Source organism: Variovorax paradoxus (assembly GCF_030811855.1).
GTDB lineage: Bacteria > Pseudomonadota > Gammaproteobacteria > Burkholderiales > Burkholderiaceae_C > Variovorax > Variovorax paradoxus_L.
Map to the genome: position 1 here is coordinate 133,301 of NZ_JAUSRN010000008.1, position 21,696 is coordinate 154,996.

23 protein-coding genes are annotated in these 21,696 nt (G+C 67.3%); 12 read left to right on the forward strand and 11 right to left on the reverse strand.

The window, feature by feature from the left end:
- Positions 1–29: 29 nt before the first annotated feature.
- From J2X92_RS16540 to J2X92_RS16570, 7 genes are all read right to left on the reverse strand, one after another.
- Complete coding sequence (locus tag J2X92_RS16540) at positions 30–971, reverse strand: 5'-methylthioadenosine/S-adenosylhomocysteine nucleosidase (protein WP_444875716.1); 942 nt, start codon at positions 969–971, stop codon at positions 30–32.
- Positions 972–982: 11 nt separating this feature from the next.
- Entirely contained in the window at positions 983–1,987 is a 1,005-nt protein-coding gene (locus tag J2X92_RS16545; protein WP_307577032.1) for a BMP family protein, read from the reverse strand.
- A 148-nt stretch (positions 1,988–2,135) separates the two neighbouring features.
- Positions 2,136–2,765: a uracil phosphoribosyltransferase gene (gene upp, locus J2X92_RS16550; protein WP_055796873.1), complete on the reverse strand. Its 630-nt coding sequence runs from the start codon at positions 2,763–2,765 to the stop codon at positions 2,136–2,138.
- A gap of 36 nt (positions 2,766–2,801) precedes the next feature.
- Positions 2,802–4,214: a URC4/urg3 family protein gene (locus J2X92_RS16555; protein WP_307577033.1), complete on the reverse strand. Its 1,413-nt coding sequence runs from the start codon at positions 4,212–4,214 to the stop codon at positions 2,802–2,804.
- On the reverse strand, positions 4,211–5,539 hold the full coding sequence (locus J2X92_RS16560; RefSeq protein WP_307577034.1) for a GTP cyclohydrolase II: 1,329 nt from the start codon (positions 5,537–5,539) through the stop codon (positions 4,211–4,213). The genes J2X92_RS16555 and J2X92_RS16560 overlap by 4 nt, the downstream gene beginning before the upstream one ends.
- A 112-nt stretch (positions 5,540–5,651) precedes the next feature.
- A complete protein-coding gene (locus J2X92_RS16565) occupies positions 5,652–6,119 on the reverse strand; it encodes a DUF6152 family protein (protein WP_370878374.1) in 468 nt (155 codons plus the stop codon).
- A 31-nt stretch (positions 6,120–6,150) separates the two neighbouring features.
- The gene (locus tag J2X92_RS16570) at positions 6,151–6,570 is read right to left on the reverse strand and encodes a hypothetical protein (RefSeq protein WP_307577036.1); all 420 of its coding nucleotides are present in this window, start codon (positions 6,568–6,570) and stop codon (positions 6,151–6,153) included.
- Positions 6,571–6,749: 179 nt separating this feature from the next.
- Here J2X92_RS16570 and J2X92_RS16575 point away from each other — a divergent pair, with 179 nt between their 5' ends.
- Complete coding sequence (locus J2X92_RS16575) at positions 6,750–7,331, forward strand: sigma-70 family RNA polymerase sigma factor (RefSeq protein ID WP_307577037.1); 582 nt, start codon at positions 6,750–6,752, stop codon at positions 7,329–7,331.
- Positions 7,328–7,969 (forward strand): DUF1109 domain-containing protein, encoded by a 642-nt coding sequence (locus tag J2X92_RS16580; protein WP_307577038.1) that lies wholly within the window; start codon positions 7,328–7,330, stop codon positions 7,967–7,969. Before J2X92_RS16575 ends, J2X92_RS16580 begins: the two co-directional genes overlap by 4 nt.
- 21 nt (positions 7,970–7,990) lie before the next feature.
- On the opposite strand, the gene J2X92_RS16585 is transcribed toward J2X92_RS16580, so the two are convergent.
- A complete protein-coding gene (locus J2X92_RS16585) occupies positions 7,991–9,499 on the reverse strand; it encodes a helicase HerA-like domain-containing protein (RefSeq protein WP_307577039.1) in 1,509 nt (502 codons plus the stop codon).
- A 101-nt stretch (positions 9,500–9,600) separates the two neighbouring features.
- Here J2X92_RS16585 and J2X92_RS16590 point away from each other — a divergent pair, with 101 nt between their 5' ends.
- From J2X92_RS16590 to fabG, 10 genes are read left to right on the forward strand one after another with little or no spacing between them, the layout of a single operon-like run.
- On the forward strand, positions 9,601–9,912 hold the full coding sequence (locus J2X92_RS16590) for a phosphopantetheine-binding protein (RefSeq protein WP_055796895.1): 312 nt from the start codon (positions 9,601–9,603) through the stop codon (positions 9,910–9,912).
- 4 nt (positions 9,913–9,916) lie between these two features.
- Complete coding sequence (locus tag J2X92_RS16595) at positions 9,917–10,561, forward strand: hypothetical protein (protein WP_307577040.1); 645 nt, start codon at positions 9,917–9,919, stop codon at positions 10,559–10,561.
- Between the two features lie 16 nt (positions 10,562–10,577).
- Positions 10,578–12,287, forward strand: a complete 1,710-nt coding sequence (locus J2X92_RS16600) for an AMP-binding protein (protein WP_307577041.1) — start codon at positions 10,578–10,580, stop codon at positions 12,285–12,287.
- A complete protein-coding gene (locus J2X92_RS16605; protein ID WP_307577042.1) occupies positions 12,287–13,285 on the forward strand; it encodes an acyl-CoA synthetase in 999 nt (332 codons plus the stop codon). Before J2X92_RS16600 ends, J2X92_RS16605 begins: the two co-directional genes overlap by 1 nt.
- Positions 13,257–13,871 carry a LolA-related protein gene (locus tag J2X92_RS16610; RefSeq protein ID WP_307577043.1) on the forward strand — a complete coding sequence of 205 codons (615 nt, stop codon included), beginning with the start codon at positions 13,257–13,259 and terminating at the stop codon, positions 13,869–13,871. The genes J2X92_RS16605 and J2X92_RS16610 overlap by 29 nt, the downstream gene beginning before the upstream one ends.
- Positions 13,868–16,267: an MMPL family transporter gene (locus J2X92_RS16615; RefSeq protein ID WP_307577044.1), complete on the forward strand. Its 2,400-nt coding sequence runs from the start codon at positions 13,868–13,870 to the stop codon at positions 16,265–16,267. Before J2X92_RS16610 ends, J2X92_RS16615 begins: the two co-directional genes overlap by 4 nt.
- Entirely contained in the window at positions 16,267–17,109 is an 843-nt protein-coding gene (locus tag J2X92_RS16620) for a polysaccharide deacetylase family protein (RefSeq protein ID WP_307577045.1), read from the forward strand. The genes J2X92_RS16615 and J2X92_RS16620 overlap by 1 nt, the downstream gene beginning before the upstream one ends.
- Positions 17,110–17,114: 5 nt before the next feature.
- Positions 17,115–17,870 (forward strand): class I SAM-dependent methyltransferase, encoded by a 756-nt coding sequence (locus J2X92_RS16625; RefSeq protein WP_370878373.1) that lies wholly within the window; start codon positions 17,115–17,117, stop codon positions 17,868–17,870.
- Positions 17,871–17,872: 2 nt separating this feature from the next.
- Complete coding sequence (locus J2X92_RS16630) at positions 17,873–18,331, forward strand: hydroxymyristoyl-ACP dehydratase (RefSeq protein ID WP_307577165.1); 459 nt, start codon at positions 17,873–17,875, stop codon at positions 18,329–18,331.
- Positions 18,332–18,335: 4 nt separating this feature from the next.
- Complete coding sequence (gene fabG / locus J2X92_RS16635) at positions 18,336–19,067, forward strand: 3-oxoacyl-ACP reductase FabG (protein ID WP_307577047.1); 732 nt, start codon at positions 18,336–18,338, stop codon at positions 19,065–19,067.
- Positions 19,068–19,080: 13 nt separating this feature from the next.
- Here fabG and J2X92_RS16640 read toward each other — a convergent pair whose 3' ends face one another.
- From J2X92_RS16640 to J2X92_RS16650, 3 genes are read right to left on the reverse strand one after another with little or no spacing between them, the layout of a single operon-like run.
- Positions 19,081–19,857: a glycosyltransferase family 2 protein gene (locus J2X92_RS16640; protein WP_307577048.1), complete on the reverse strand. Its 777-nt coding sequence runs from the start codon at positions 19,855–19,857 to the stop codon at positions 19,081–19,083.
- Positions 19,824–20,627, reverse strand: a complete 804-nt coding sequence (locus J2X92_RS16645; protein ID WP_307577049.1) for a lysophospholipid acyltransferase family protein — start codon at positions 20,625–20,627, stop codon at positions 19,824–19,826. Before J2X92_RS16645 ends, J2X92_RS16640 begins: the two co-directional genes overlap by 34 nt.
- A 31-nt stretch (positions 20,628–20,658) precedes the next feature.
- Positions 20,659–21,696, reverse strand: a complete 1,038-nt coding sequence (locus J2X92_RS16650) for a chorismate transformation enzyme, FkbO/Hyg5 family (RefSeq protein ID WP_307577050.1) — start codon at positions 21,694–21,696, stop codon at positions 20,659–20,661.

Here is a 21,696-nt window from a genome sequence, read left to right on the forward strand (position 1 = left end):
CCCCGGGAGGGGAGGGAGTGAAAGCGGGATCACTTCCATGCAGCCAGGAACGCCAGCATGACCTTGGCCGAGTTGTCCGCCGCAATGCCCATGAAGGTGCCCATCTCGTTCTCGCCGTCTCCGCCGCCCGCAAGGTCGCTGAGGGAACGGAAGGCGATGTAGGGCACGCCGTTGCTGTAGGCCACCATGCCCACGGCCGCGGTCTCCATGTCGAGCACGTTGGCCTGGAAAGTCTTGAAGGTGTATTCGCGATACGCCTTGTTGTCCATGAAGGCCTGGCCGGAGACGCCGTTGCCGCCGACCACCAGCTGGGGCTTGCGCGCCAGGCACTTGCCGGCACTGCAGTTCGCCAGGTCGACATTGCGAATGCTGCGCGCGACGTCCAGCATCTTCGGATCGGCCTCGAACCAGAACTTGCGCACGATCTGCGGATGCGCCGCCGAGCGCACTTCGACCGGGCGCGGATGCATCATGCCGAAATTGGGCAGCGTGGCATCCTTGATAAAGGGCGGCGCGGCGTATTTGCCCGGCGCGGTTTCGCGCGCCATCAGCACTTCGAGGTACTGACCCCATTGCGCCGGCACCGTGACGTCGCCGACGTGCAGCTGTGGATTCACACCGCCCGCGATACCGCTGAAGACGATATTGGTGATGCGAAACCGGTCGAGCACCACCTGCGTGTTCATCGTCGCATTGGTCATGCTGATGCCCGAGAGGAACAGCACGACCGGCTTGCCTTCGAGCGTGCCGGTGGTGAACTCGACGCCGTTGACGCTGTGCTTTGCCGCTCCCTGCAGGCGGTTCAGCAGCAGCGTGAGTTCGGGCTGGAAAGCCGAGATCACGGCAATGCGCGGCGCGTCGTCCAGCCGGACGTTGCGAGTGTCGGCGCTACCGGTCTTGTAGACGCCGGCACAACCGGAAAGACCGAGGGCCAGCACGCCGGCCGCTAGAAGAGAGCGCCAGCGCATCATCGTCGGCTTCCTCACTTCGCTGTTGACTTGGGTTGCGAGTCGTCGACCTTCACCGTGAACTTGCCGGCCAAAATGTCGGCCTGCCTTGCCTTTACCTTGGCGACGATGTCGGCGGGAACCTTCTTCTCGAAGGTGCCGAGCGGCGCGAGCTCCGAGCCCTTGTGCTTCATGGTCGAGTAGACGCCGTAGTCCTCGGCCGTGAACTTGCCTTCCTTCACGAGCTTGATCGCGCGGTCGGCCGAGGGCTCGAAGTTCCACAGGGCCGAGGCCACCACCGTGTCAGGGTATTGCGCCTGCGTGTCGATCACGTTGCCGATGGCGAGCTTGCCTTTTTCCTTGGCCGCATCGGAGACGCCGAAGCGCTCGGCATACATCACGTCGGCGCCTTTATCGATCATCGCGAAAGCCGCTTCCTTGGCCTTGGGCGGGTCGAACCAGCTGTTGATGAAGCTCACGCTGAACTCGACCTTGGGGTTGGTTTCCTTCGCGCCGGCCATGAAGGCATTCATGAGCCGATTCACTTCAGGAATGGGGAAGCCGCCGACCATGCCGATGCGATTGGTCTTGGTCATGCCGCCGGCCACCATGCCGGAGAGATACGCCGGCTCCTGGATGTAGTTGTCGAACACGCTGAAGTTGGGCGCCTGAGGCTTGAGCGACGAGCCCATCAGGAAGGCGACCTTCGGAAAGTCTTTCGCGACCTTGCGCGCCGCCGCTTCCACGCCGAACACTTCGCCGAGAATCAGCTGGTTGCCGCCCGTGGCGTACTCGCGCATCACGCGTTCGTAGTCGGCGTTGCTGACGTTCTCGGTGGCCTTGTATTCGATCTCGCCGCGCGCCTCGGCCGCCTTGAGCGCCTTGTGGATGCGGCCCACCCATTGCTGTTCGAAGGGCACGGTGTACACCGCCGCCACCTTGAGCTTGGCCTGTGCGAGCGCAAGGCCGGGCGCGCCCGCCGCAAGCGCTGCCGCGGCAATGGCGACCGAACGAATGATCAACTGACGGCGTGCTGTCACGGTGCTTCTCCTCGGTATAAAAAATTCTCGACCGCGCTCCCCGTGCCTCTTCCAGAAACACCGCGGAACCGGCTTTGCCGGGCCGCTGGTGTTGCCCCCTTGAGGGGGGAGTCGAGCTACACGAAGTGAGCGAGGGACGGGGGTGGGTTCATTTCGTGCCGAAGATGCGGTCGCCCGCGTCGCCGAGGCCCGGCAGGATGTACCCATGGCTGTTCAGCTCCCGGTCGATCGCGGCGGTGTAGATCGGCACGTCGGGGTGCGCTTTCTGCATGGTCGCGATGCCTTCGGGGCAGGTGAGCAGGCAGACGAACTTGATCGACTTGGGGTTGAGCTCCTTCAGGCGCTCGACCGCGGCCACGGCCGAATTGCCGGTGGCCAGCATCGGGTCGACCACGATCACGTCGCGGTTCTCCATTTCGCCCGGCATCTTGAAGTAGTACTCGACGGCCGTGAGCGTCTTGGGGTCGCGGTACAGGCCGATGTGGCCGACGCGCGCGCCCGGCACCACGGTCAGCATGCCGTCGAGGATGCCGGTGCCCGCACGCAGGATGGACACCAGCACCAGCTTCTTTCCGTCGATGACCTTGGCCTGCATGGTTTCGAGCGGCGTCTCCACTTCGATGTCCTGCATCGGCATGTCGCGCGTGACCTCGTAGGCCATGAGCATGCTGATTTCGTTCAGGAGCCGGCGAAAGCTGTTGGTGGATGCATCCTTGCGGCGCATCAGCGTGAGCTTGTGCTGGACGAGGGGATGGTCGAGGAGATGGACGTTGCTCATTGGATTTTTATTTCTGCCGTTGCTGATGCAGGGAGTCTAAAAGACGGTGCCGTCGCTTTCGATCAGGAGCGGTGGCGCTCCGTCACGCAAGCGTTGTGCCAAGACGCGGCCGGCGGCCCAGGTGCCGCCCTCGAGCACGCAGGCCAGCGGCAGTTCCTGCTCGGTGCGGTCGAGCATCTTGCGCACGTGCGGCGCCAGCTCGTCGAGCAGCGCCACGGTGAGCGCGCGCCATTCGACGATGAACTCGTCGCCGGCTTTCCAGGTGCGCGAAAGGAAAGCCGGGTCCTTCGGCACGATCACGCCGCTGTCGAGCAGGAGGCCGCCGTTGCGGTATTCGGGCAGGGCGGTGAGTGCATCGAGATGGCGCACCTTCACGCCCGCCCATTCAAACGGTTCGAGCAGCGAATAGGTGAGCCATTGCGACAGCTTGTGAAACGGCATCCAGCCGTTGGTGAGGCCGGGGCCGCGCACCGCGCTATGGCGCCAGCAGTCGCCGAGCGCAAGGGCCGGGTCGCTCCAGCCGATGCCGCCCGTGGCGTCGCTGCCGTCTGCCGCAATGCTGTCTATCGCATTGGCGGAGGGCCAGATGCCCGAGAGCGTTTCGAGCAACAGCGACAAAATCTGGTGTGCCGTGATCTCGGCCGTGGGCGGCGCGGCGGCGCCGAACGGCGCGACCAGCGCGTCGAACATGCCGGCGGGGCGGCCGTCGTCGCCAAAGGTTTCGGGTTGCTCGCTCATGGCTTCGCCGAGCCGGCGCAGCAGCACGGTGCGGCCGGGCAGGCCCACCAGCGGGTTGACGTCGCTGACTTGGAAGGCGTCGCCGAGCCTGTCGGTCACGAGGCCGCGCAAGCCGGCCGCGTCCACCTGCAGTGGATGGTCGGGGTCAGACGAGAACAGGCCGCTGGTGAAGGCATGGAAGCTCGCGACCGCCAGTCCTTCGGAGCGGGTGAAGCGCTCGCCCGAGGCAGGCTCGGTGTAGTGCCAGTCGGGCCCCGCGCCGGCATCGAGCAGCACGCTCACCAGCACCAGATCGATGTGAGCGCGGGCGCGCTGCCGTGCATCGATGCGCTTGCCGAGCAGCTGGTCGAGCTGCTTCAGCCGGTCGACGCCGCCGGCCTCGAAGTGGCGCCAGCGGCTGTGATACGGAATGGTGTCCCAGGGGTAGCGCTCGCGCGTGACCTCGGCCACCGTGCGCGACGCGTCGTCCAGCGCGTCGGCACCGCCGATGCGGAACCACTGCGACTCGCCCCGGCGCGCGCGCGCCAGCAGCGCGGCCGCGCGCTCGCGGATCGCGGCCGTGGTGCGCAGCACGGAGGCGGCGCCCGCGGGGTGGCTGGTGTCCGGCGCAAACTCGATGGCCGGATCGACGTCCCCTGCGCTGCCCGGCGGCAGGTTGCCGGAGCCATCAACGGGCAGGTAGTTGCTGATGTTTTCCTTGTTGCCGCTCATTCGCTCAATCCCCGGCCCTTGGCCTTCTTGAGTTCCTCGGCGTCCGGCACCGGGCCGGGCGTGAAATAGCCGGCCGCCATCTTGGCGTCCATCTCGACGCGGGCGTCGGCCGGAATCAGTTCGTCCGGAATGTTCACGCGCTCGCCGATCTCGATGCCAGAGCCGGTGATGGCGTCGAACTTCATGTTGCTCATCGACACGAGCCGATGGATCTTCTTGATGCCGAGCCAGTGGAAGACGTCTGGCATCAGCTCCTGAAAGCGCATGTCCTGCACGCCGGCCACGCACTCGGTGCGCGCGAAATACTGGTCGGCCGTGTCGCCGCCGAGCTGGCGCTTGCGTGCGTTGTAGACCAGGAACTTGGTCACCTCGCCGAGCGCGCGGCCTTCCTTGCGCGAGTAGGCGATGAGGCCGACGCCGCCGCGCTGCGCGCCCTGGATGCACTCTTCGATGGCGTGCGTGAGGTAGGGGCGGCAGGTGCAGATGTCGGAGCCGAACACGTCGGAGCCGTTGCACTCGTCGTGGATGCGCGCGGTGAGCTCTACCTCCGGGTTGGCCAGGTCGCGCGGGTTGCCGAAGATGTAGAGCGTCTGCCCGCCGATCGGCGGCAGGAACACCTCCAGGTCGGAGCGCGTGACGAGCTCGGGGTACATGCCGCCGGTCTCTTCGAAGAGCGTGCGGCGCAGGTCGGTCTCGGAGCAGCCGAAGCGCCGCGCCACCTCGGGCAGGTACCACACGGGCTCGATGGCGGCCTTGGTCACCATGGCGGCGCCGCCGGCGGTCAGAAAGTGGCCGTCGGCCTTGAGGCGACCACTTTGCAGCGCCTCGATCACCTCGGGCAGGATCACATGCGCCTTGGTGATCGCGATGGTCGGGCGAATGTCGTAGCCCGCCGCCAGCTCGGCGGAGAACACATCGGCCACCAACGCGCCCCAGGGGTCGAGCGAGACGATGCGCCCGGGTTCGCTCCATTGCGGGTAAGGGCCGATCACGTCCGTTGGCGCGGTGTTGGTCAGGTCGGCCTTGTGTTCGCGCTTGAGGGCGCCGGCCGCCACGGCCAGTGCGCGGTACACGCTGTAGGACCCGCTGTGCGTGCCGATCACGTTGCGATGCGCCCGCTTCGTGGTGGTGCCCACCACGGGTCCGCGCTCCGTGGCCGTGGCCGCTCCCCATCGGATAGGCAGGGCGCCAAAACCTCCGGCATGGGAGGTCAGCCGGATGTGGCCGGTCGACGACGAAGGATGGAGCGGGGGAAGGGGGGAGACGACAGGAGTTGCCGGAGTCGCTGGGATCACCGAAGAGGTCACTGTGCTATCTGCGGACATTGGAGGCCCTCAAAAAATGCAATGTACCGATCACTCGCGCGGCTGGCAAGCAGGGCGCGAAGGTCGTCATTGCTGCCGGGCCGTGGCAAGTCCGCCGCAGCCAGAGTGCTGCTCAGGCCGGCGAAGAGCGCAGGCCGTAGACCTTGCCGCCGACGAACAGGTATTCGGCGCGCAGCACGGGGTCGCCTTTTTCGCCGGTGAACGTGAAGCCCAGCGCTGCGACCTGCGTGCCGGGCTTGATTTCGTCCAATCCCCAGGCCTGCAGTCGCGTGAGCGGCGCCAGTTCGATAGTCCACTTGCGGTCGCGGCGCGTCGGCAGCTGCGCCTTGGCCAGCAGACCGGGGCCATCGACTGTCGCGCTTTGCTTGGGCAACGCACGCTGCTTCAGATCGGCCGGCAGGGTCGGGTTCTCGGGCAGTTCGAGTTCCAGCTCACCATGCGGGTTGCGCCACATGACCTTGGTCGCACGCCCCTCCAGATAGAGCGGGCGGTCCTGGTCGAAGCTGCTCCACCCATGGTGCGCCCAGGCAGGAAGGGCCAGGCCCAGCGAACCGGCAACCAACAAGCGTCGTCTCTGAATCATCTCGGTCTCCTTGGCTTAGAACCTTGGCTTAGATGTAGGCAATCCAGCGCCCGCAAATGATGACAGCGAGCCAAAACCCCAACGACAAAAGGCATTGCGCCTTGGCCACCCTGCCAGTGGCGGCGGGGCCGCCCCGAACGTGAAACCAGATGGCGTTGGCGCCCGCCAGGCCGATCAGCAGCAGCTTCACCCGAAACGCGTTGTTGGCCAGCAGTTCACCGGGCTGAGTCGAAAACATGGTGAGGCCGGTAGCGGCGCACAGGCCGAAGCCGACCAATGCCGGCAGCAGTGTCAGGCGGGCCAGTTGCGGCGCCGAAAGCTCGCGGCCGAGGCCGAGCACGCGCAGTTCGAACACCAGGAGGCCGCCGAACAGCAGCGCAATGCCGACGATGTGCACCACTTCCAGTGCCGGATAGGCCCAGGGGTTCGAAGCGAGCCCGGACAGCATCGGCTTCAGGCCCTGGTTGGGCGCTGTTCACGGCCCGAGAGACACGAAGTGGCAGCTTGCATGGGCGCTCCTTGCATGGGTTCGGCCGAGCTTAGCCGACCGCGGAACGTGGTGCCGCGACCGGGCACGGCACAATCCGGCGGAATCTTTTTTCGAAAGGGCTGTAACCAGCCGGTCCGATGGTACGAAACACAGTGGACAGCAGGGCGCGAATGAGCGACGCCGAAGCGGCGCTGCGGAGCCTGTTCCTGCGCGGCCTGGACGGCGACGCAGCGGCCTATCGCGAGTTCCTGCAAAAACTCAGCGCGCACCTGCGCGCTTTTCTGGGCAAGCGCCTGTTCGGCTGGCCCGATGAAGTGGAAGACCTTGTCCAGGAATGCCTGCTCGCCATGCACAACCAGCGCCACACCTACCAGAGCGACCAGCCGTTGACGGCCTGGGTGCATGCGATTGCGCGCTACAAGATGATCGATCTGCTGCGCGCCAAGTCCGCGCGCGAAGCGTTGCATGACCCGCTGGACGACGACCTGGCGGTGTTCGCCGAATCGGCCACCGATGCCAGCGACGCGCGCCGCGACCTGGGCGGTCTGCTGCAGACGCTGCCCGAGCGCCAGCGCCTGCCGATCGTGCACGTGAAGCTCGAAGGCCTTTCGGTGGCCGAGACCGCCAGCCTGACCGGCATGTCCGAGTCGGCCGTGAAGGTGGGCATCCATCGTGGCCTGAAGGCGCTCGCAGCACGAATGGGAGGCAAGACCTCATGAAAACCGACGAGCTCGTCGCGATGCTGGCCAGCGGCCCCACGGCCGTGCCGCGCCGTGCCGCGGGGCGCCGACTCGCTTTGGCGCTGCTGGCAGGGCTGCCTTTGTCATTCGCCATCATGCTCACCGAATACGGCGTGCGCCGTGATCTGGTGCAGGCCATGTTCTGGCCGATGTTCTGGGTCAAGGTGCTGTTTCCGCTGTGCATTGCAGCGGCCGCCTTCGTGATGGTGCAGCGCCTCGCGCGCCCCGGCGTGCAGGTGCGGCGCGCCTGGCTCGGCGCCGCGGTGCCGCTTCTTGTGGTGTGGGTGCTGGCGGCCATGGCCTGGTTCAATGCACCGCCACAGGAGCGCATGCCTCTACTCATGGGCGAGTCGTGGCGCGTTTGCGCACTCAGCATCGGGCTCATGGCGCTGCCCGTTTTTGCGGCCGCGCTGCTGGCGTTGAAAAGCCTGGCACCCACGCGGCCGGCATGGGCCGGCGCGGCTGCCGGCGGGCTGGCCGGGGGCGTGGGTGCGGCCGTTTATGCGCTGCACTGCGTGGAGTTGACGGCGCCATTTTTGGCGGTCTGGTACGTCAGCGGCATCGCGCTGCCGGTGCTGGTGGGGGCTGTGCTCGGGCCGCGCCTTTTGCGCTGGTAATCCAGGCTGGGCCGAGCCGGCTCAGCGCTTCTTGGCCCCGAAGATCCCGCCCAGCACGCCGCGCAAGATCTCCTTGCCGACCGAAGTGCCCATGGTGCGCACCGCCGACTTGGCCATGGTCTGGACCAGGCCGTCGCGCTTGCCGCCGCGTGGGCCGGTGCTGCCGAAGAGCAGGTCATTCAGCATGCTGCTGGCTCCGGACGATTCGGTCGCATCCTTGGCCCCCGGCTTGGCCACTGGCGCATCGGGTGCGGTTTCGGTCCGGTTCTTGAGCTTTTCGTAGGCCGATTCGCGGTCCACCGTCTTCTCGTACACGCCCGCAACGAGCGAATTGGCCATCACCGCCTGGCGCTGCGCTGGTGTGATGGGGCCGATCTGGCTGCCGGGCGGCACCACGTACACGCGCTCGGTCACGCTCGGGCGACCCTTGGCGTCGAGAAAGCTCACCAGTGCTTCACCTACGGCGAGCTCGGTGATGGCCGTTTCAATGTCCAGGCCCGGCTTCTGCCGCATGGTGGTGGCGGTGGCTTTCACGGCCTTCTGGTCGCGCGGGGTGAAAGCGCGCAGCGCGTGCTGGACGCGGTTGCCGAGCTGGGCCAGCACCGAATCCGGAATGTCGAGCGGGTTCTGCGTCACGAAATAGACGCCCACGCCCTTGGAGCGCACCAGCCGCACCACGAGTTCGATGCGCTCGACCAGGGCCTTGGGCGCCTCGTTGAACAGCAGGTGGGCCTCGTCGAAGAAGAATGCCAGCTTGGGCTGGTCGGGGTCGCCGATTTCAGGCAGCTGCTCGAACAGCTCGGACAGCATCCAGAGCAGGAAGGTTGCATAGAGCCGCGGCGAATTCATGAGCTTGTCGGCGGCCAGGATGTTGATCACGCCCTTGCCGCCCACGGTCTGCATGAAGTCGGCGATGTTGAGCATCGGCTCGCCGAAAAACTTGTCGCCGCCCTGGGTTTCGATCTGCAGCAGGCCGCGCTGGATGGCGCCGACGCTGGCGGCGCTGATGTTGCCGTACTCGGTGGTGAACTGGCTCCCGTTCTCGCCCACATACTGCAGCATGGCGCGCAGGTCCTTCAGGTCGAGCAGCAGCAGGCCGTTGTCGTCGGCGATCTTGAACACAAGATTCAGCACGCCGGCCTGGGTTTCGTTCACGTCCAGCATGCGGCCCAGGAGCAGGGGGCCCATGTCGGAAACGGTGGCGCGCACCGGATGGCCTTGTTCGCCGAACACGTCCCACAGGGTGACCGGGCAAGCGGCCGATTCGGGCAGATCGATGCCGCGTTCCTTCAGCGTGGCCGCCATCTTTTCGCCGATGGCGCCTTTCTGGCTCATGCCGGTCAGGTCGCCCTTCACATCGGCCATGAACACCGGCACGCCGATGCTCGAAAGCTTCTCGGCCATGGTCTGCAGGGTGACCGTCTTTCCGGTGCCGGTGGCGCCGGTGATCAGGCCGTGGCGGTTTGCCAGGCTGGGGAGCAGGGCGCACTCGATGGTGTCGTGGCGTGCGATGAGAAGGGGGTCGGCCATGGGGGGCTCCGGGTCGTATCGAAGCGGGCAGTCTAATCAAGCGGCCCTCCTATAATCCACGACCCCCGAGGTAGTAACCGAAAAAGTTTCAGGAGGTTTTCTTGTCATCGACTGCTCAGCCCCCCATTCCCGCCGTTGGCGATTCACCTGAACAGTCGCCGATTGAAAAAGAATTGGCCGTCCTGCTTGTGAACGCGCTCAATCTCGAAGTCGCGCCCGAAGACATCGTGCCGACCGATCCGCTGTACGGCGAAGGCCTTGGCCTCGACTCGATCGACATCCTCGAAGTGGCGCTCGAAGTGTCCCGGCGCTACGGCTTCCAGCTGCGCTCGGACGACGAGCGCAACCAACAGATCTTCCAGTCGCTGCGCACGCTCGCGACCCACGTCGCCCAGCATCGCAGCGCTTCCTGATCCCATGTCACGATGGCGACTGGCGCTCCTGCTGCTGGTGGGAGTGGCCTATGCCGGCCTCTCTCACTGGATGATGCTGTTCCACCCCACGGAGCCGTGGGCTGTGGTGGTCCTGCTCGGCCCGCTATGGCTTGCCGCCATGGGCTTTGCCGCCAGCAAGTTCGGCCGCCTGGGGTTCATTGCGGCCATGCTGCTCGGCATTGCTGGCTTCGCGCTCGTGTTCCTGGGTGAAGCGGGAGACACCAACCGACTCTATGTATTCCAGCACGTGGCCATCAACGGCCTGCTGTGCGGCTGGTTCGGCGCTTCGCTGCGCGGGCCGGGGCTTCCGCTGATCACGCAGTTCGCGCAGCGCGTGCATCCGCTCAAAGGCCACATGCTGGCCTACACCACGCAGCTCACCCGCATCTGGACCGTTTACTTCGCTCTGGTGGTGGTGTCGTCCATCGTCGTGTACATGACCCTGCCTTTTTCGGCTTGGTCGCTGCTCGCGAACGTGCTGACCCCGCTCTCGGTGACGCTTCTTTTCGTGGGCGAGCACCTGGTGCGCTATCGGCTGCATCCCGAATTCGAGCGCACGCGGCTCATCGATGCGGTGCGCGCCTTTCAAGGCACATCCACGATCGATCACGGCACCGGCGGCCGATGAAACAGGGGCCACCCGCGTGACCGCCGACACCCGCCTGCTGCCGCTGATCGCCAACCGGGACCTCGATGCGCCCCTGGCCTGGCGGGCCGGCGTGCCGGTCAGCACGCGGCAGTTCCTGGCCGACGTGGCCCGCTTTGCGCCGGTGCTGCCGGCGGCGGGGAAAGCCGTCAACCTGTGCGTCGACCGCTACGCCTTTGCCGTCAGCCTGGCAGCGGCGCTGGTGCGCGGCCATGCGAGCCTCCTGCCGCCCGACGCGCGGCCCGACACGCTCGCACGCCTGCTCGAATCCGGCGGATCGAACCTTTTTGCGCTGACCGACGATGCCGATCTCGCCACGCCCGGCATGCAGCGTGTGCTGATCGAAGACCGCTCCAGCCCCGAAGGCGGCGACGGCCTGGAGGTACCGCTCATCGACGGTGCCATGCACGCGGTGAGCCTGCTAACTTCCGGCTCCACCGGCGTGCCCCAGCCGCACGCCAAGCGGTGGGAAACGCTGGTTGGTGACGTTGCGGTGGCGGTGGAGCGGCTCTCCAGCCTGCTCGGGCTGCCGTCGCTCGCCGGCCTGACGCTGGTGGCAACCGTGCCGGTGCAGCACAGCTATGGGCTGGAATCGTCGGCACTGCTGGCCATGCTCGGCGGCGCCGCGTTCGAAAGCGGGCGGCCGTTCTTTCCGGCCGATGTCGCCAAAACCCTGGAATCGGTGCCGCGTCCGCGCGCGCTGGTCACCACGCCCTTCCATCTGAAGACGCTGCTGCTGTCGGGCATCGAACTGCCTGCGGTCGACCTGATTCTTTCCGCCACCGCGCCGCTGTCGCCGCAACTCGCCGCCCAGGCCGAGCAGGCGCTCGGCGGCGTGCTGATCGAAATCTACGGCAGCACCGAATCCGGCCAGGTCGCCACCCGCCGCACGACCCAGAGCGACATCTGGGAGAACTTCGGCAGCATCCGTGTGCATGCCGAGCCGGGCGAGGGCGACGGTCCGGAGCGCTTCATCTTCAGCGGCGACTTCCTGCCCGAGCCCACGCCCATGGCCGACGTGCTCGAACTGCTCGACGAGCGCCGCTTCCGGCTGTTCGGCCGCGCCAACGACCTGATCCACGTGGCGGGCCGGCGAAGTTCGCTCGCGCACCTGAACTATCACCTCAACAGCATTGCGGGCGTGGAGGACGGCGCGTTCTGGCTCCCCGACGAAGTGGCCGATGGGGTGGTGCGCCCCGTGGCTTTTGTGGTGGCTCCCACGCTATCGGCCGGCGAAATCATTGCCGCACTGCGGCAGCGGCTGGAGCCGGTGTTCGTGCCGCGCCGCGTGGTGCAGGTGAAGGCTTTTCCGCGCGAAGGCACTGGCAAGCTCACGGTGCGTGCACTGCGCGAATTCGCGCTCGCACAGCTTGCAGACGACACCACCCCGGTGCAGCTCGCCCATGCGGTGCCCATCGACCATCCGGCATTCGCCGGCCATTTTCCGGGTCAGCCGCTGTTGCCGGGCGCGCTGATTCTGGCCGAGGTGATGGAAGCCATGCAGCGCGTGCCCGCGCTGGTCGCGCGCCTCGGCAGCCATCCCACGCTGGCGGCCGCCAAGTTTCTCGCGCCTGTGCGGCCCGGCAGCATGCTCTCCATCGAGCTGCATCCTGAGTCCGGCGCCGCGCGCGGCGTGCGGTTCGACGTGCGCTGCGACGGCGTGGTGGCTGTCACCGGCCGCTGGGCCGCCGTGCAAGAGTCCGCGTGATGAAGCACACCGATGCCGAAACGCGCGCCGTGAACGACGCAGCGCAAGCGGGGCACCGCGGCGACTGGGCCCACACGCCCGAGCGCAGCAACATGCTGGCACTGCGTCTCATGTGCCTTGTGGCGCTGGTCTGTGGGCGCCATTTGACGCGCCTGCTGCTGCCGCCCATCAGCCTGTACTTTCTCTTGTTCGCTCCCGTGCCGCGCCGCCACATCAAGCGCTACCTGTTCAGGGCCATCGGTCCGCACGCCGGCTGGATCGACGGCTATCGCCTGCTGCACGCCTTTGCCTCCACGGTGCTCGACCGCGTGTATTTCCTGCGCGGGCGCATGAACCTGTTCGACGTGAATGTGAAAGGCAACCCCGCGCTGGAAGCCGAGGCGCTGGGCGGACGTGGCGCCTTCCTGCTGGGTGCGCACGTCGGCAGCTTCGAGGCGATGGGCGCCTGCAAGCAAAAGAGCGAGCACAAGCAAGAGCTGCGGCTTGCGATGCTGATGTATCCCGACAATGCGCAGCGCATCACGGCCATCCTCAACGCCATCAGCCTGCCCGAACTGCGGCCTCACGTGATCGCGCTGGGCCGCCCACATTCGATGCTGGCGCTGCGCGATTGGCTCGACAGCGGCGGCCTCGGCGGCATGCTCGCGGACCGCACCCTTCCGGGCAGCGAAGACCAGCCGGCGCAGCAGCGCGGCAACACCATCGTGCTGCCGTTCCTCGGCCAGCCGGCAAGTTTCAACGACGGCCCCTTTCGCCTGGCAGCGCTGCTGCGGCGCAAGGTGTTCTTCATGGCCGGCCTCTATGGCGGGGGCGCGCGCTACGATGTTCAGTTCGACCTCCTGGCCGACTTCAGCGAGCGGTCAATCGATCCCGCGGAGCGGGAACGCCGCATCCAGGCGGCGGTCGAAGCCTACGTGGCGCGCCTGGAAGCGCTGTGCCGCGCCTATCCGTACAACTGGTTCAACTTTCATGATTTCTGGCTCGAAGATTCGGTTTGACTGGCTGTGCAGGAGCCTGCTGCTGGCACTTGCTTGCTGCGCTGCGCCGGCCTGGGCTTTCGACCTGCCCGATCTGATGGGGCTGCTCTCCAAGCAGAAAAGCGGTGAGGCCCGCTTCACCGAACAGCGCTTCGTGCATGGGCTCGAAGGCCCGCTCGATTCGCGCGGCACGCTGAGTTTCAACGCGCCCGATAAGCTGGTCCGGCGCACCTTGTCGCCGCGCGAAGAGACGATGGCGGTCGAAGGCAACACGCTCACGCTGTCGCGCGGCGGCCGCAACCGCACTCTGACGCTCGACAGCATGCCCGAGCTGCTCGGCTTGGTCGAAGCCATGCGCGGCACCCTGAGCGGCGACGGCACGACCTTGCAGCGGTATTTCCGCAGCACGGTGAGCGGCTCGGCCGCCAACTGGACACTCGACCTGCTGCCGGCGGACAGCCGCCTCGCGGCCCAGGTGCGCAGCATCCGCATCAGCGGGCGCGCCAGCGAAGTGGTCGGCCTCGAGATGGAGTTCGTCGGCGGTGACCGCTCGGTCATGAGCATCACGCCCGAACGCCCGGGCGCCGCCGGACGCACGACGCCGTGAAGGCACGCGAGGCCGGAGGAGGGCCGCCGAGCTGGCAACGCCGCGCGGTGGTGCTGCTGGTGTGGGCGCTGGTCCTGCTTGGCGGTGCGCTGCAGATTGCGCGCACGCACTTCAGCGCCGACCTTTCGGCCTTTCTGCCCAAGAGCCCCGACGTTCGGCAGCAGGTGCTCATCGAGCAGTTGCAAAGCGGCGTGGCGTCGCGAACGCTGATGCTCGGCATCGAAGGCGGCGCCAACGCGGAGGTGCGCGCCGCGGTGTCGCGCGCTGTCGCCAAGGCCATGCGCGACAGCAAGCTGTTCGACCTGATCCAGAACGGCGACACCGGCGACTGGAGCGAAGCCGGCACCTGGGTCTTCGAGCACCGCTACCAGCTCTCGCCTGGCGTGCGGCCCGAGCAGTTCACGGTTGCAGGCCTGCGCGACGCGATCTACGAAACGCTGTCGATGCTGGGCACGCCGGCCGGCAATGCGATCAAGCCATTGCTCGACCGCGATCCGACCGGCGAAACGCAGCGCATCGCCGTGGAGCTGACGCCAGCCAGCGCGCCGCGCAGCGAGAACGGGGTGTGGATGTCGCGCACCGCACCGCGCGCGCTCATGATCGCCACCACGCGCGCGGCGGGCAGCGATCTCGATGCGCAGGCCGTGGCCATCGCACGGGTGCAGGCGGCCTTCGACGCCGCAACGCAGGGCATGGCCGAGGCCGGCAGGCCCAAGCTGCTGTTGAGCGGCCCGCCTGTGTTCTCGGTGTTGAGCCGCGACAAGATCAAGACCGAAGCGACGCACCTTGCCATCGTCGGCGGCCTCGTGATGGGCGGCCTGCTGCTGCTGGCGTTCGCCTCGCCGCGCGCGCTGGTCATCGCGTTCCTGCCTGTGGCCACCGGCGTGGTGGTGGGGACCGCCGCGGTGAGCGTGGTGTTCGGCTCGGTGCACGGCATGACGCTGGGTTTTGGCAGCACGCTGATCGGGGAGACGGTCGACTACGCCATTTACTACCTGATCCAGGCCCGCGGCGCCGCCGTGGCCGGCACCGGCTGGGCCCGCTGGCGCGAGGTGCATTGGCCCACCGTGCGGCTCGGGCTGCTGACCTCGGTGTGCGGTTTTGCGGCACTGGTGTTCTCGGGGTTTCCGGGCCTGGCGCAGCTGGGTGTGTTTTCCATCGCGGGGCTCGTGGCTGCCGCGCTGGCGACGCGCTATGCGCTGCCCATGCTCGCGCCCGATGGCGCCACCGGCATGGGCATGCGCAGGTACATGGCGCAGGCTGCCGGCATGCTCGTGCGCGGCCTGCCGCGCCTGCGCTGGGTGTTGGCCGGGCTTGGCGCCGCCGCGCTGGTGGTGGTGGTCTGGCAGGGCGGCCATCTCTGGCGCGCCGACCTCGGTGCGATGAGCCCGGTGCCCAAGTCGGCACAGCAACTCGACGAAATGCTGCGTGCCGACATCGGTACCGGCGACGGCGGCACGCTGGTGGTGGTCTACGGCGCCGATGAGGAAACCGCATTGCGCAACACCGAAGCTGCCACGGCGCGGCTCGAGGCGCTGGTCGACAAGGGAGAGCTCGGCGGTTTCGAGGCCGTCACCCGCGTGCTGCCGAGCGTGGCGACGCAGACGGCGCGCTTGGCCAGTCTGCCCGAGATTGAGGCGCTGCGCACTCGGCTGGCCGAGGCCACGCAAGGCTCGCCGCTTCCGGCCACACGGCTCGGGCCTTTCCTGGCCGACGTCGAAGGCGCGCGAAAGCTGGCGCCGGTGCGGCGCGCCGACCTGACTGGCGGGCCCCTCGGTTCGGTGGTCAACACGCTCATGTACCAGCGCCCGGGTGGTGGCTGGTCGACGCTGGTGGTGCTGCACCCTGGTCCGAACTTCAATGCGGGCCGGCTCGAAAAGGCGCTCGCGGGCGTGCCCGAAGTGCAGGTGGTCGACGTTGGCCGCGAACTCGCGGGGCTGTATCAGCGCTATCTGCACGAGGCTTTCGTGCAGGTGCTGCTCGGCGCGCTGGCCGTGGTGGTGCTGCTCGGCATCTACCTGCGTTCGGGCAAGCGCCTGCTCGCGGTGTGCCAGCCGTTGGTGGTCGCGGTCGTGCTCACGCTCGGCGGCATGGCCGTGCTGCAGGTCCCGTTGGGCATCCTGCACCTGGTCGGGCTGCTGCTGATCGTGGCGGTGGGCTCCAACTATGCGCTGTTCTTTGATCAGCTGCGCGTGGCCGGGCGCGCCGACGAGGACACGCTGGCCTCGCTGATGCTGGCCAACCTGACCACGGTGGTCTCCTTCGGCCTGATTGCGATCTCGGAGATTCCGGCGCTGTCGTCGATCGGCCGCGTGGTCGCGCCGGGTGCGCTGCTGGCGCTTTTGCTGTCGGCAGCATTCGCGCGGCGATTGGCGCCGCCGGCCGCGCACGGCTGATGGGACAATCCCGCGCCATGTCTTCCGCTTCCGCCGCCTCGTCCGAATCCTGGCCCTGGCCGACGGCCATCCGCGCCAGTGCGGCCTGGCACGTGGCGGCCATTGGTGCGGGCGCCCTGGTGCCGGGCGCAATGCCCTGGGCCATCGGCGCCATCGTGCTGAACCATGCCCTGATCACCGGTGCGGGGCTCACGCCGCGCAGCAGCCTGCTGGGCCCCAATGTCACGCGCCTGCCCGAGGCGGCCGGGGCCCGGCGCCAAGTGGCCATCACCATCGACGACGGGCCCGATCCCGAGGTCACGCCCAGGGTGCTCGACCTGCTGGATGCGCTCGGCCAGCGCGCCACCTTCTTCTGCATTGCCGAGCGCGTCTTTGCGCATCCGGCACTGGCACGCGAGATCGTGGCGCGAGGCCACAGCATCCAGAACCACACCGCGCAGCACCGGCACAATTTTTCCTTTCTCGGCCCCCGCGGCTTTGCCAGCGAGATTGCGCGCGCGCAAGACATCCTGGCTGAAGCCACCGGCCAGCGCCCGACTTGTTTCCGCGCGCCGGCCGGTTTGCGCAATCCGTTCCTGGAGCCCGTGCTGCACCGGCTAGGCCTGTCGCTCGTGAGCTGGACGCGGCGCGGCTTCGACACGCGCGAAGGCGACCCGGCCAAGGTCATGGCGCGCCTGGGCCGCAATCTGCAGGCGCGCGACATCCTGCTTCTGCACGACGGCAACGCCGCGCGCACCCCTGAAGGAACCCCCGTTTTGCTGGAGGTATTGCCCTTGCTTCTCGAACGCTTGCACGCCGGCGGACTGCACGCCGTCACCTTGCCGGAAGGCCTTGAACCATGAGCGCCATGCCGCCTCTTTCCACCGATACAGCCTGGCGCGAACTTCACGAGGCCGCCACCGTTCCCTACAAGAAGGGCGGCAGCTTCGCCTGGCATTTCGCGCGCGGCAAGCTCGGCCGCGACCCGGTGTTTCGCGGCCTGCTCGAACGCGGGCTGATCGACTCGGCCCATCGGCGCGTGGTCGACATCGGCTGCGGGCAGGGGCTCTTCGCGAGCTTGCTGGCTTCGATGAGCCGCATGCAGACGCATGGCCGCTGGCCGTCCTCCTGGAAGACCACGCCGGCGGCGGCCGACTACACGGGTATCGAGTTGATGCCCAAGGACGTGGCGCGCGCCGCCGCTTCCATCGGACATCTGCAGCCGGCGCCGCGGCTCCTCTGCGCCGACATGTGCTCGGCGCATTTGCCGGAATGCGACCTGGTCGTGATTCTCGACGTGCTTCATTACGTGGACATCGAGGCGCAGAACGGCGTGCTTCAGCGCGTGCGCGACGCACTGCGGCGCGGCAGCAATGCGAATGCCCGGCTGCTGCTGCGCATTGGCGACGCGTCGAGCAAGCGCGGCTTTGCCATCAGCCAGTGGGTCGATCGCACTGTGACACGCATTCGCGGCCACAAAGTCTCGCCCACCTGGGGGCGTCCGCTGGCCGATTGGGTCGCGGTGCTGCAGCGACTGGAGTTTCGCGTGCAGAGCATTCCGATGAGCGAAGGCACGCCCTTTGCCAACGTGCTGCTCGTGGCCGACCTGCAGCCCGCCCCGTGACCATGGCTGTGCAGACGCTCGACCGTGCCGGCATTGCCGAGCGCATTCCGCACAGCGGCAGCATGTGCCTGCTGGAGCGGCTTGATCGCTGGGACGCCGAGTCCATCCATTGCAGCACCCGCACACACCTGCACCCGGACAATCCGTTGCGGACGGCCGGTGGGTTGCTTGCGCCCAACGCCATCGAGTACGCAGCCCAGGCCATGGCCCTGCACGGCGGCCTGCTGGCGGCCGAGGGGAGCACGCCCTCGGCCGGGTTCCTTGCGAGCGCGCGCAACGTGCGCTTCTCGGTTGCGCGGCTTGATACCGTCGACGGCGAGTTGCAGGTGCAGGCGCGGCGCCTCTCGGGCGACACGTACCAGATCCTCTATGAATTCGCGGTGAACGACAGCGCTGGGCGTGTGCTGGCCGAAGGCCGCGCCGTGGTGGTGCTGAACACACCGCTCGCAACCGGAGCATGAGGCCATGAGTCTTGAAGGAAAACGCGCACTCATCACCGGCGCCAGCGGTGCGCTGGGTGCGGCCATGGCCGAGCGCCTGGCACGCGACGGCGCCACGGTGCTGCTGCATGCCAATTCGCGCCCCGAAGCGGTGGAGCAACTCGCGGCTGCCATCGTGGCCGCGGGCGGCAGGGCCGAGTGCCACGTGTTCGACCTGCGCAGCGACGACGACTGCCGAGTGGCATGCGAACGCATGCTCGAAGGCGGGCCGGTGCAGATTGTCGTCAACAACGCGGGCGTGCACGACGACGCCGTGCTGCCCGGCATGCGCGCCGAGCAGTGGCATAAGGTTATCGACGTTTCGCTCAACGGATTTTTTCGCGTGACGCAGCCGCTTTTGCTGCCCATGATGCGCACGCGCTGGGGCCGCGTTCTCAACATCTCCTCGGTTTCGGCGCTGACCGGCAACCGCGGGCAGGTCAACTATGCCGCGGCCAAGGGTGCGCTCAACAGCGCGACCAAGGCGCTTTCGCTCGAAGTGGCGTCGCGCGGCGTGACCGTCAACGCCATTGCCCCCGGCATCATCGCCTCGCCCATGGCCGATGCGGTGTTCGATCCGGCGCTCATCAACCAGATGGTGCCGATGAAGCGCGCCGGAACGCCGCAGGAAGTTGCGGCGCTCGCGTCTTTCCTGGCGAGCGACGAAGCGGCCTACATCACAGGGCAGGTGATCTCGATCAACGGCGGGATGATCTAACCCGCCGAGTTCCTCAAGGCTGGAACGGCGGCATGCGCCGCGCCTTGCGCCACAGAAGCCCGGGCAGGCGCAAGGCGAATTCGATCATCAGCCGCGTGTGCATCCACGTCAGCAGCACGTTGTCGCGCCCATAGCGAAAGTGCGAAACTCCGCCTTCCTCGGCCGTCAGGTACTTCACCGGCGCGTCGATGTTCACGGGCTTGACGCCGCGCCAGGCGAGCCGCACGACGGCTTCGGTGTCGAAGTCGAAGCGGCGCATCCAGGGCTGCCTCTGCATCACGGCAATGAGGTCAGCCACGGGGTAGACGCGAAATCCATAAAGCGAATCGCCCACGCCGGCAAACAGGGTCTCCAACTGGGTCCAGCCGTTGGACACGCGCCGCCCGCGCACGCGCAGCAGCGGGGCGGAGGCATCGAACACGGGTCGGCCCAGCACCATGGTTTCGGGCCGGGCTTGCGACGCATGCATGAAAGCGGGAATCAGATTGGCCGGATGCTGCCCATCGGAATCCATGGTCAGTGCATGCGTGAAGCCGGCGTTGCGCGCTTCGCAGAGGCCGTGCAGCACAGCCGCGCCCTTGCCCTGGTTCTGGGGCAGCAGCCATACGCGCAGGCCGGGATCGCCGGCCGCCAATTGCTGCAGGCGCTCGCCCGTGCCGTCGGTGCTGCCGTCCAGCACCACCCACACCGGATTCCACTGCGCGCGCGCCGCTTCGACGGTCGAGAACAGGCGTTCGCCCGTGTTGTAGCTGGGAATCAGGACAAGGTGTGTGCGCGAGGCGTCTGGCATTCGGGGGACGCGTCGTTGGCGCGCTGTTCCAAGTTTTGGCGAAAGTATTGTTCCAGCTCCGATTGCAGCACATGGCTGTCTGGAAGGGGTGCGAACCGTTCGCCCAGCCGCAGTGTGAAGACGATGGGCAGCGGCGGTACGCGCCACAGCGGCCAGCCCTTGCTGAGGTAGGGCGAGTCGGTTTCGATGAACACGGTCTGGATCGGCGCTTGCGCGAGCTTGGCGATCAGTGTCACGCCATGGCCGAAGGGGTTGAGCGGCGGCGTGACGGTGCGCGTGCCTTCGGGAAAAATGACCAACTGCCCGCCGTTGCGAAGGTCGGCCACGGCCAGCCGCACCATGGTGCGCGCGGATTCGTTGCTGATGTAGCGCGCGAGCCGCGCACCCGCGCCAAGAAAGATGTTGCGCAGCAGGTCGGCCTTCATGATGCAGGCGCTGCGCGGCAGCCGCGCCACCAGCAGCAGGGCATCGAGCATCGTGGGGTGGTTGGCGACGAAGATCACGCCGGGCTCGCTGCGCATCGGATCCAGGCAGCTGGCGTCGATGCGCATCATCCCCGTGACCGAGGCCAGGCCCCAGAACATGCGGTACGCAAAGGCGATGGTCAGCCGGCCCAGGGTGCGGGCTGGCGCCTCCGGCATCACCGGGTACAGCAGCATGGCGACGAAATTCCAGGCGAGCGAAATGAGGCCGAGGAAAAGCAGCAGCGCGTAGAGCATCAACGCGAGTGGAATGGCCGTGAGAATGCGCAGCACGCGGGTCATCGACATGGGTTCGTCGGTCCGATTCGATCGCAGCGGGTCAGGCCCGCAGGCGACCCGGGGCGACAGCATGGGCTTCGATCTCGACCAGCAGGTCGCTGCGGCAAATGTCTGCCTCCAGGTAGACGGCATGGCGGATCATCGGCGCGCCGGCGCCGAGCGCGCTTTCGATCACGCCGCGCACCTTGTCGGTATCGGCCGGATGGCGCACGTACACCACGCAATCGAGCGTGGCGAGCGAGAACGCTTCCGAAACCTGGGTGACTTGGCTGTTGGCTGCCGCGATGACAGCTTCGAGATTGCGCAGCGTTTCGCGCGTTTGCTCCAGCACGTCGCCCTGGTGAACGGTTTCATGGCCGACGATGCTGGCAGTGCCCGAGATGAAGAGCGCCACCTGGCCATTGCCGATCTCGGCCAGCGCGGCGCGCGAGAAGGTGGGCGAGCGCGGCCCGTAAGTTTCGGGGTAGCGGTAGGCCGAGACCTGGCGCGGATTTTCGACCGGCAACGGCGCCTTCTGGCCGGCCAGGAAGCGGATCGACAACGCGCCCTGGTGAATGCCCAGCGCACAAGCCGCGGGCGCGCCCTCGAAGGCGGCGCGGCCGGCTTCGAAGAAGGCTTCCTGGCGCCCGAGGTTGAACTGGCGGTAGCGCTCCAGCCCGCCGCCGTCGCCATTGATCTGCGGCAGGTAGTTCCAGATGCGCAGCAGGTGCGGTGTTGCGGCCTGATCGAGTGTCTTGAACAGGTCGCCATAAGCGCTGTGGGCGATTTCGGCGAGGTTCTGTTCTTCCACGGATTCGTCGATGTCGATGGCGCCGAGCAGCCAATGGCCATCGGTGCGCCAGCGGGCAATGCCGGTGGTGCCAGATTCGACGTTCGCGCTGGTCACGTGCCACACGTCGGCCATGGCACCTTGCGCCGAAAGTACGCGCGCGTTGACTGTCGGCATCCACGCCAGCTCGTGCGGCGTGCCGTAGCCGAGCGCCGCAAAAGGCGCGGCGCCGTTCGCGGCCAGCGCGAGGCAGGCGGGCAGTGAAAGGCGCTCGACGCGCAGGTGGGAGTTTTCGCCCTGGACTCGCAC

Bases quoted from the DNA above. Each gene is read 5' to 3' on its own strand.
- J2X92_RS16575 (WP_307577037.1), top strand. From the start codon at position 6,750: ATGGTACGAAACACAGTGGACAGCAGGGCGCGAATGAGCGACGCCGAA.
- J2X92_RS16570 (WP_307577036.1), bottom strand. From the start codon at position 6,570: ATGCTGTCCGGGCTCGCTTCGAACCCCTGGGCCTATCCGGCACTGGAA.
- fabG (WP_307577047.1), top strand. From the start codon at position 18,336: ATGAGTCTTGAAGGAAAACGCGCACTCATCACCGGCGCCAGCGGTGCG.
- J2X92_RS16640 (WP_307577048.1), bottom strand. From the start codon at position 19,857: ATGCCAGACGCCTCGCGCACACACCTTGTCCTGATTCCCAGCTACAAC.
- J2X92_RS16540 (WP_444875716.1), bottom strand. From the start codon at position 971: ATGATGCGCTGGCGCTCTCTTCTAGCGGCCGGCGTGCTGGCCCTCGGT.
- upp (WP_055796873.1), bottom strand. From the start codon at position 2,765: ATGAGCAACGTCCATCTCCTCGACCATCCCCTCGTCCAGCACAAGCTC.
- J2X92_RS16595 (WP_307577040.1), top strand. From the start codon at position 9,917: ATGTCACGATGGCGACTGGCGCTCCTGCTGCTGGTGGGAGTGGCCTAT.
- J2X92_RS16620 (WP_307577045.1), top strand. From the start codon at position 16,267: ATGGGACAATCCCGCGCCATGTCTTCCGCTTCCGCCGCCTCGTCCGAA.
- J2X92_RS16625 (WP_370878373.1), top strand. From the start codon at position 17,115: ATGCCGCCTCTTTCCACCGATACAGCCTGGCGCGAACTTCACGAGGCC.
- J2X92_RS16630 (WP_307577165.1), top strand. From the start codon at position 17,873: ATGGCTGTGCAGACGCTCGACCGTGCCGGCATTGCCGAGCGCATTCCG.
- J2X92_RS16555 (WP_307577033.1), bottom strand. From the start codon at position 4,214: ATGAGCGGCAACAAGGAAAACATCAGCAACTACCTGCCCGTTGATGGC.
- J2X92_RS16560 (WP_307577034.1), bottom strand. From the start codon at position 5,539: ATGTCCGCAGATAGCACAGTGACCTCTTCGGTGATCCCAGCGACTCCG.
- J2X92_RS16580 (WP_307577038.1), top strand. From the start codon at position 7,328: ATGAAAACCGACGAGCTCGTCGCGATGCTGGCCAGCGGCCCCACGGCC.
- J2X92_RS16610 (WP_307577043.1), top strand. From the start codon at position 13,257: ATGATTTCTGGCTCGAAGATTCGGTTTGACTGGCTGTGCAGGAGCCTG.
- J2X92_RS16585 (WP_307577039.1), bottom strand. From the start codon at position 9,499: ATGGCCGACCCCCTTCTCATCGCACGCCACGACACCATCGAGTGCGCC.
- J2X92_RS16605 (WP_307577042.1), top strand. From the start codon at position 12,287: ATGAAGCACACCGATGCCGAAACGCGCGCCGTGAACGACGCAGCGCAA.
- J2X92_RS16645 (WP_307577049.1), bottom strand. From the start codon at position 20,627: ATGTCGATGACCCGCGTGCTGCGCATTCTCACGGCCATTCCACTCGCG.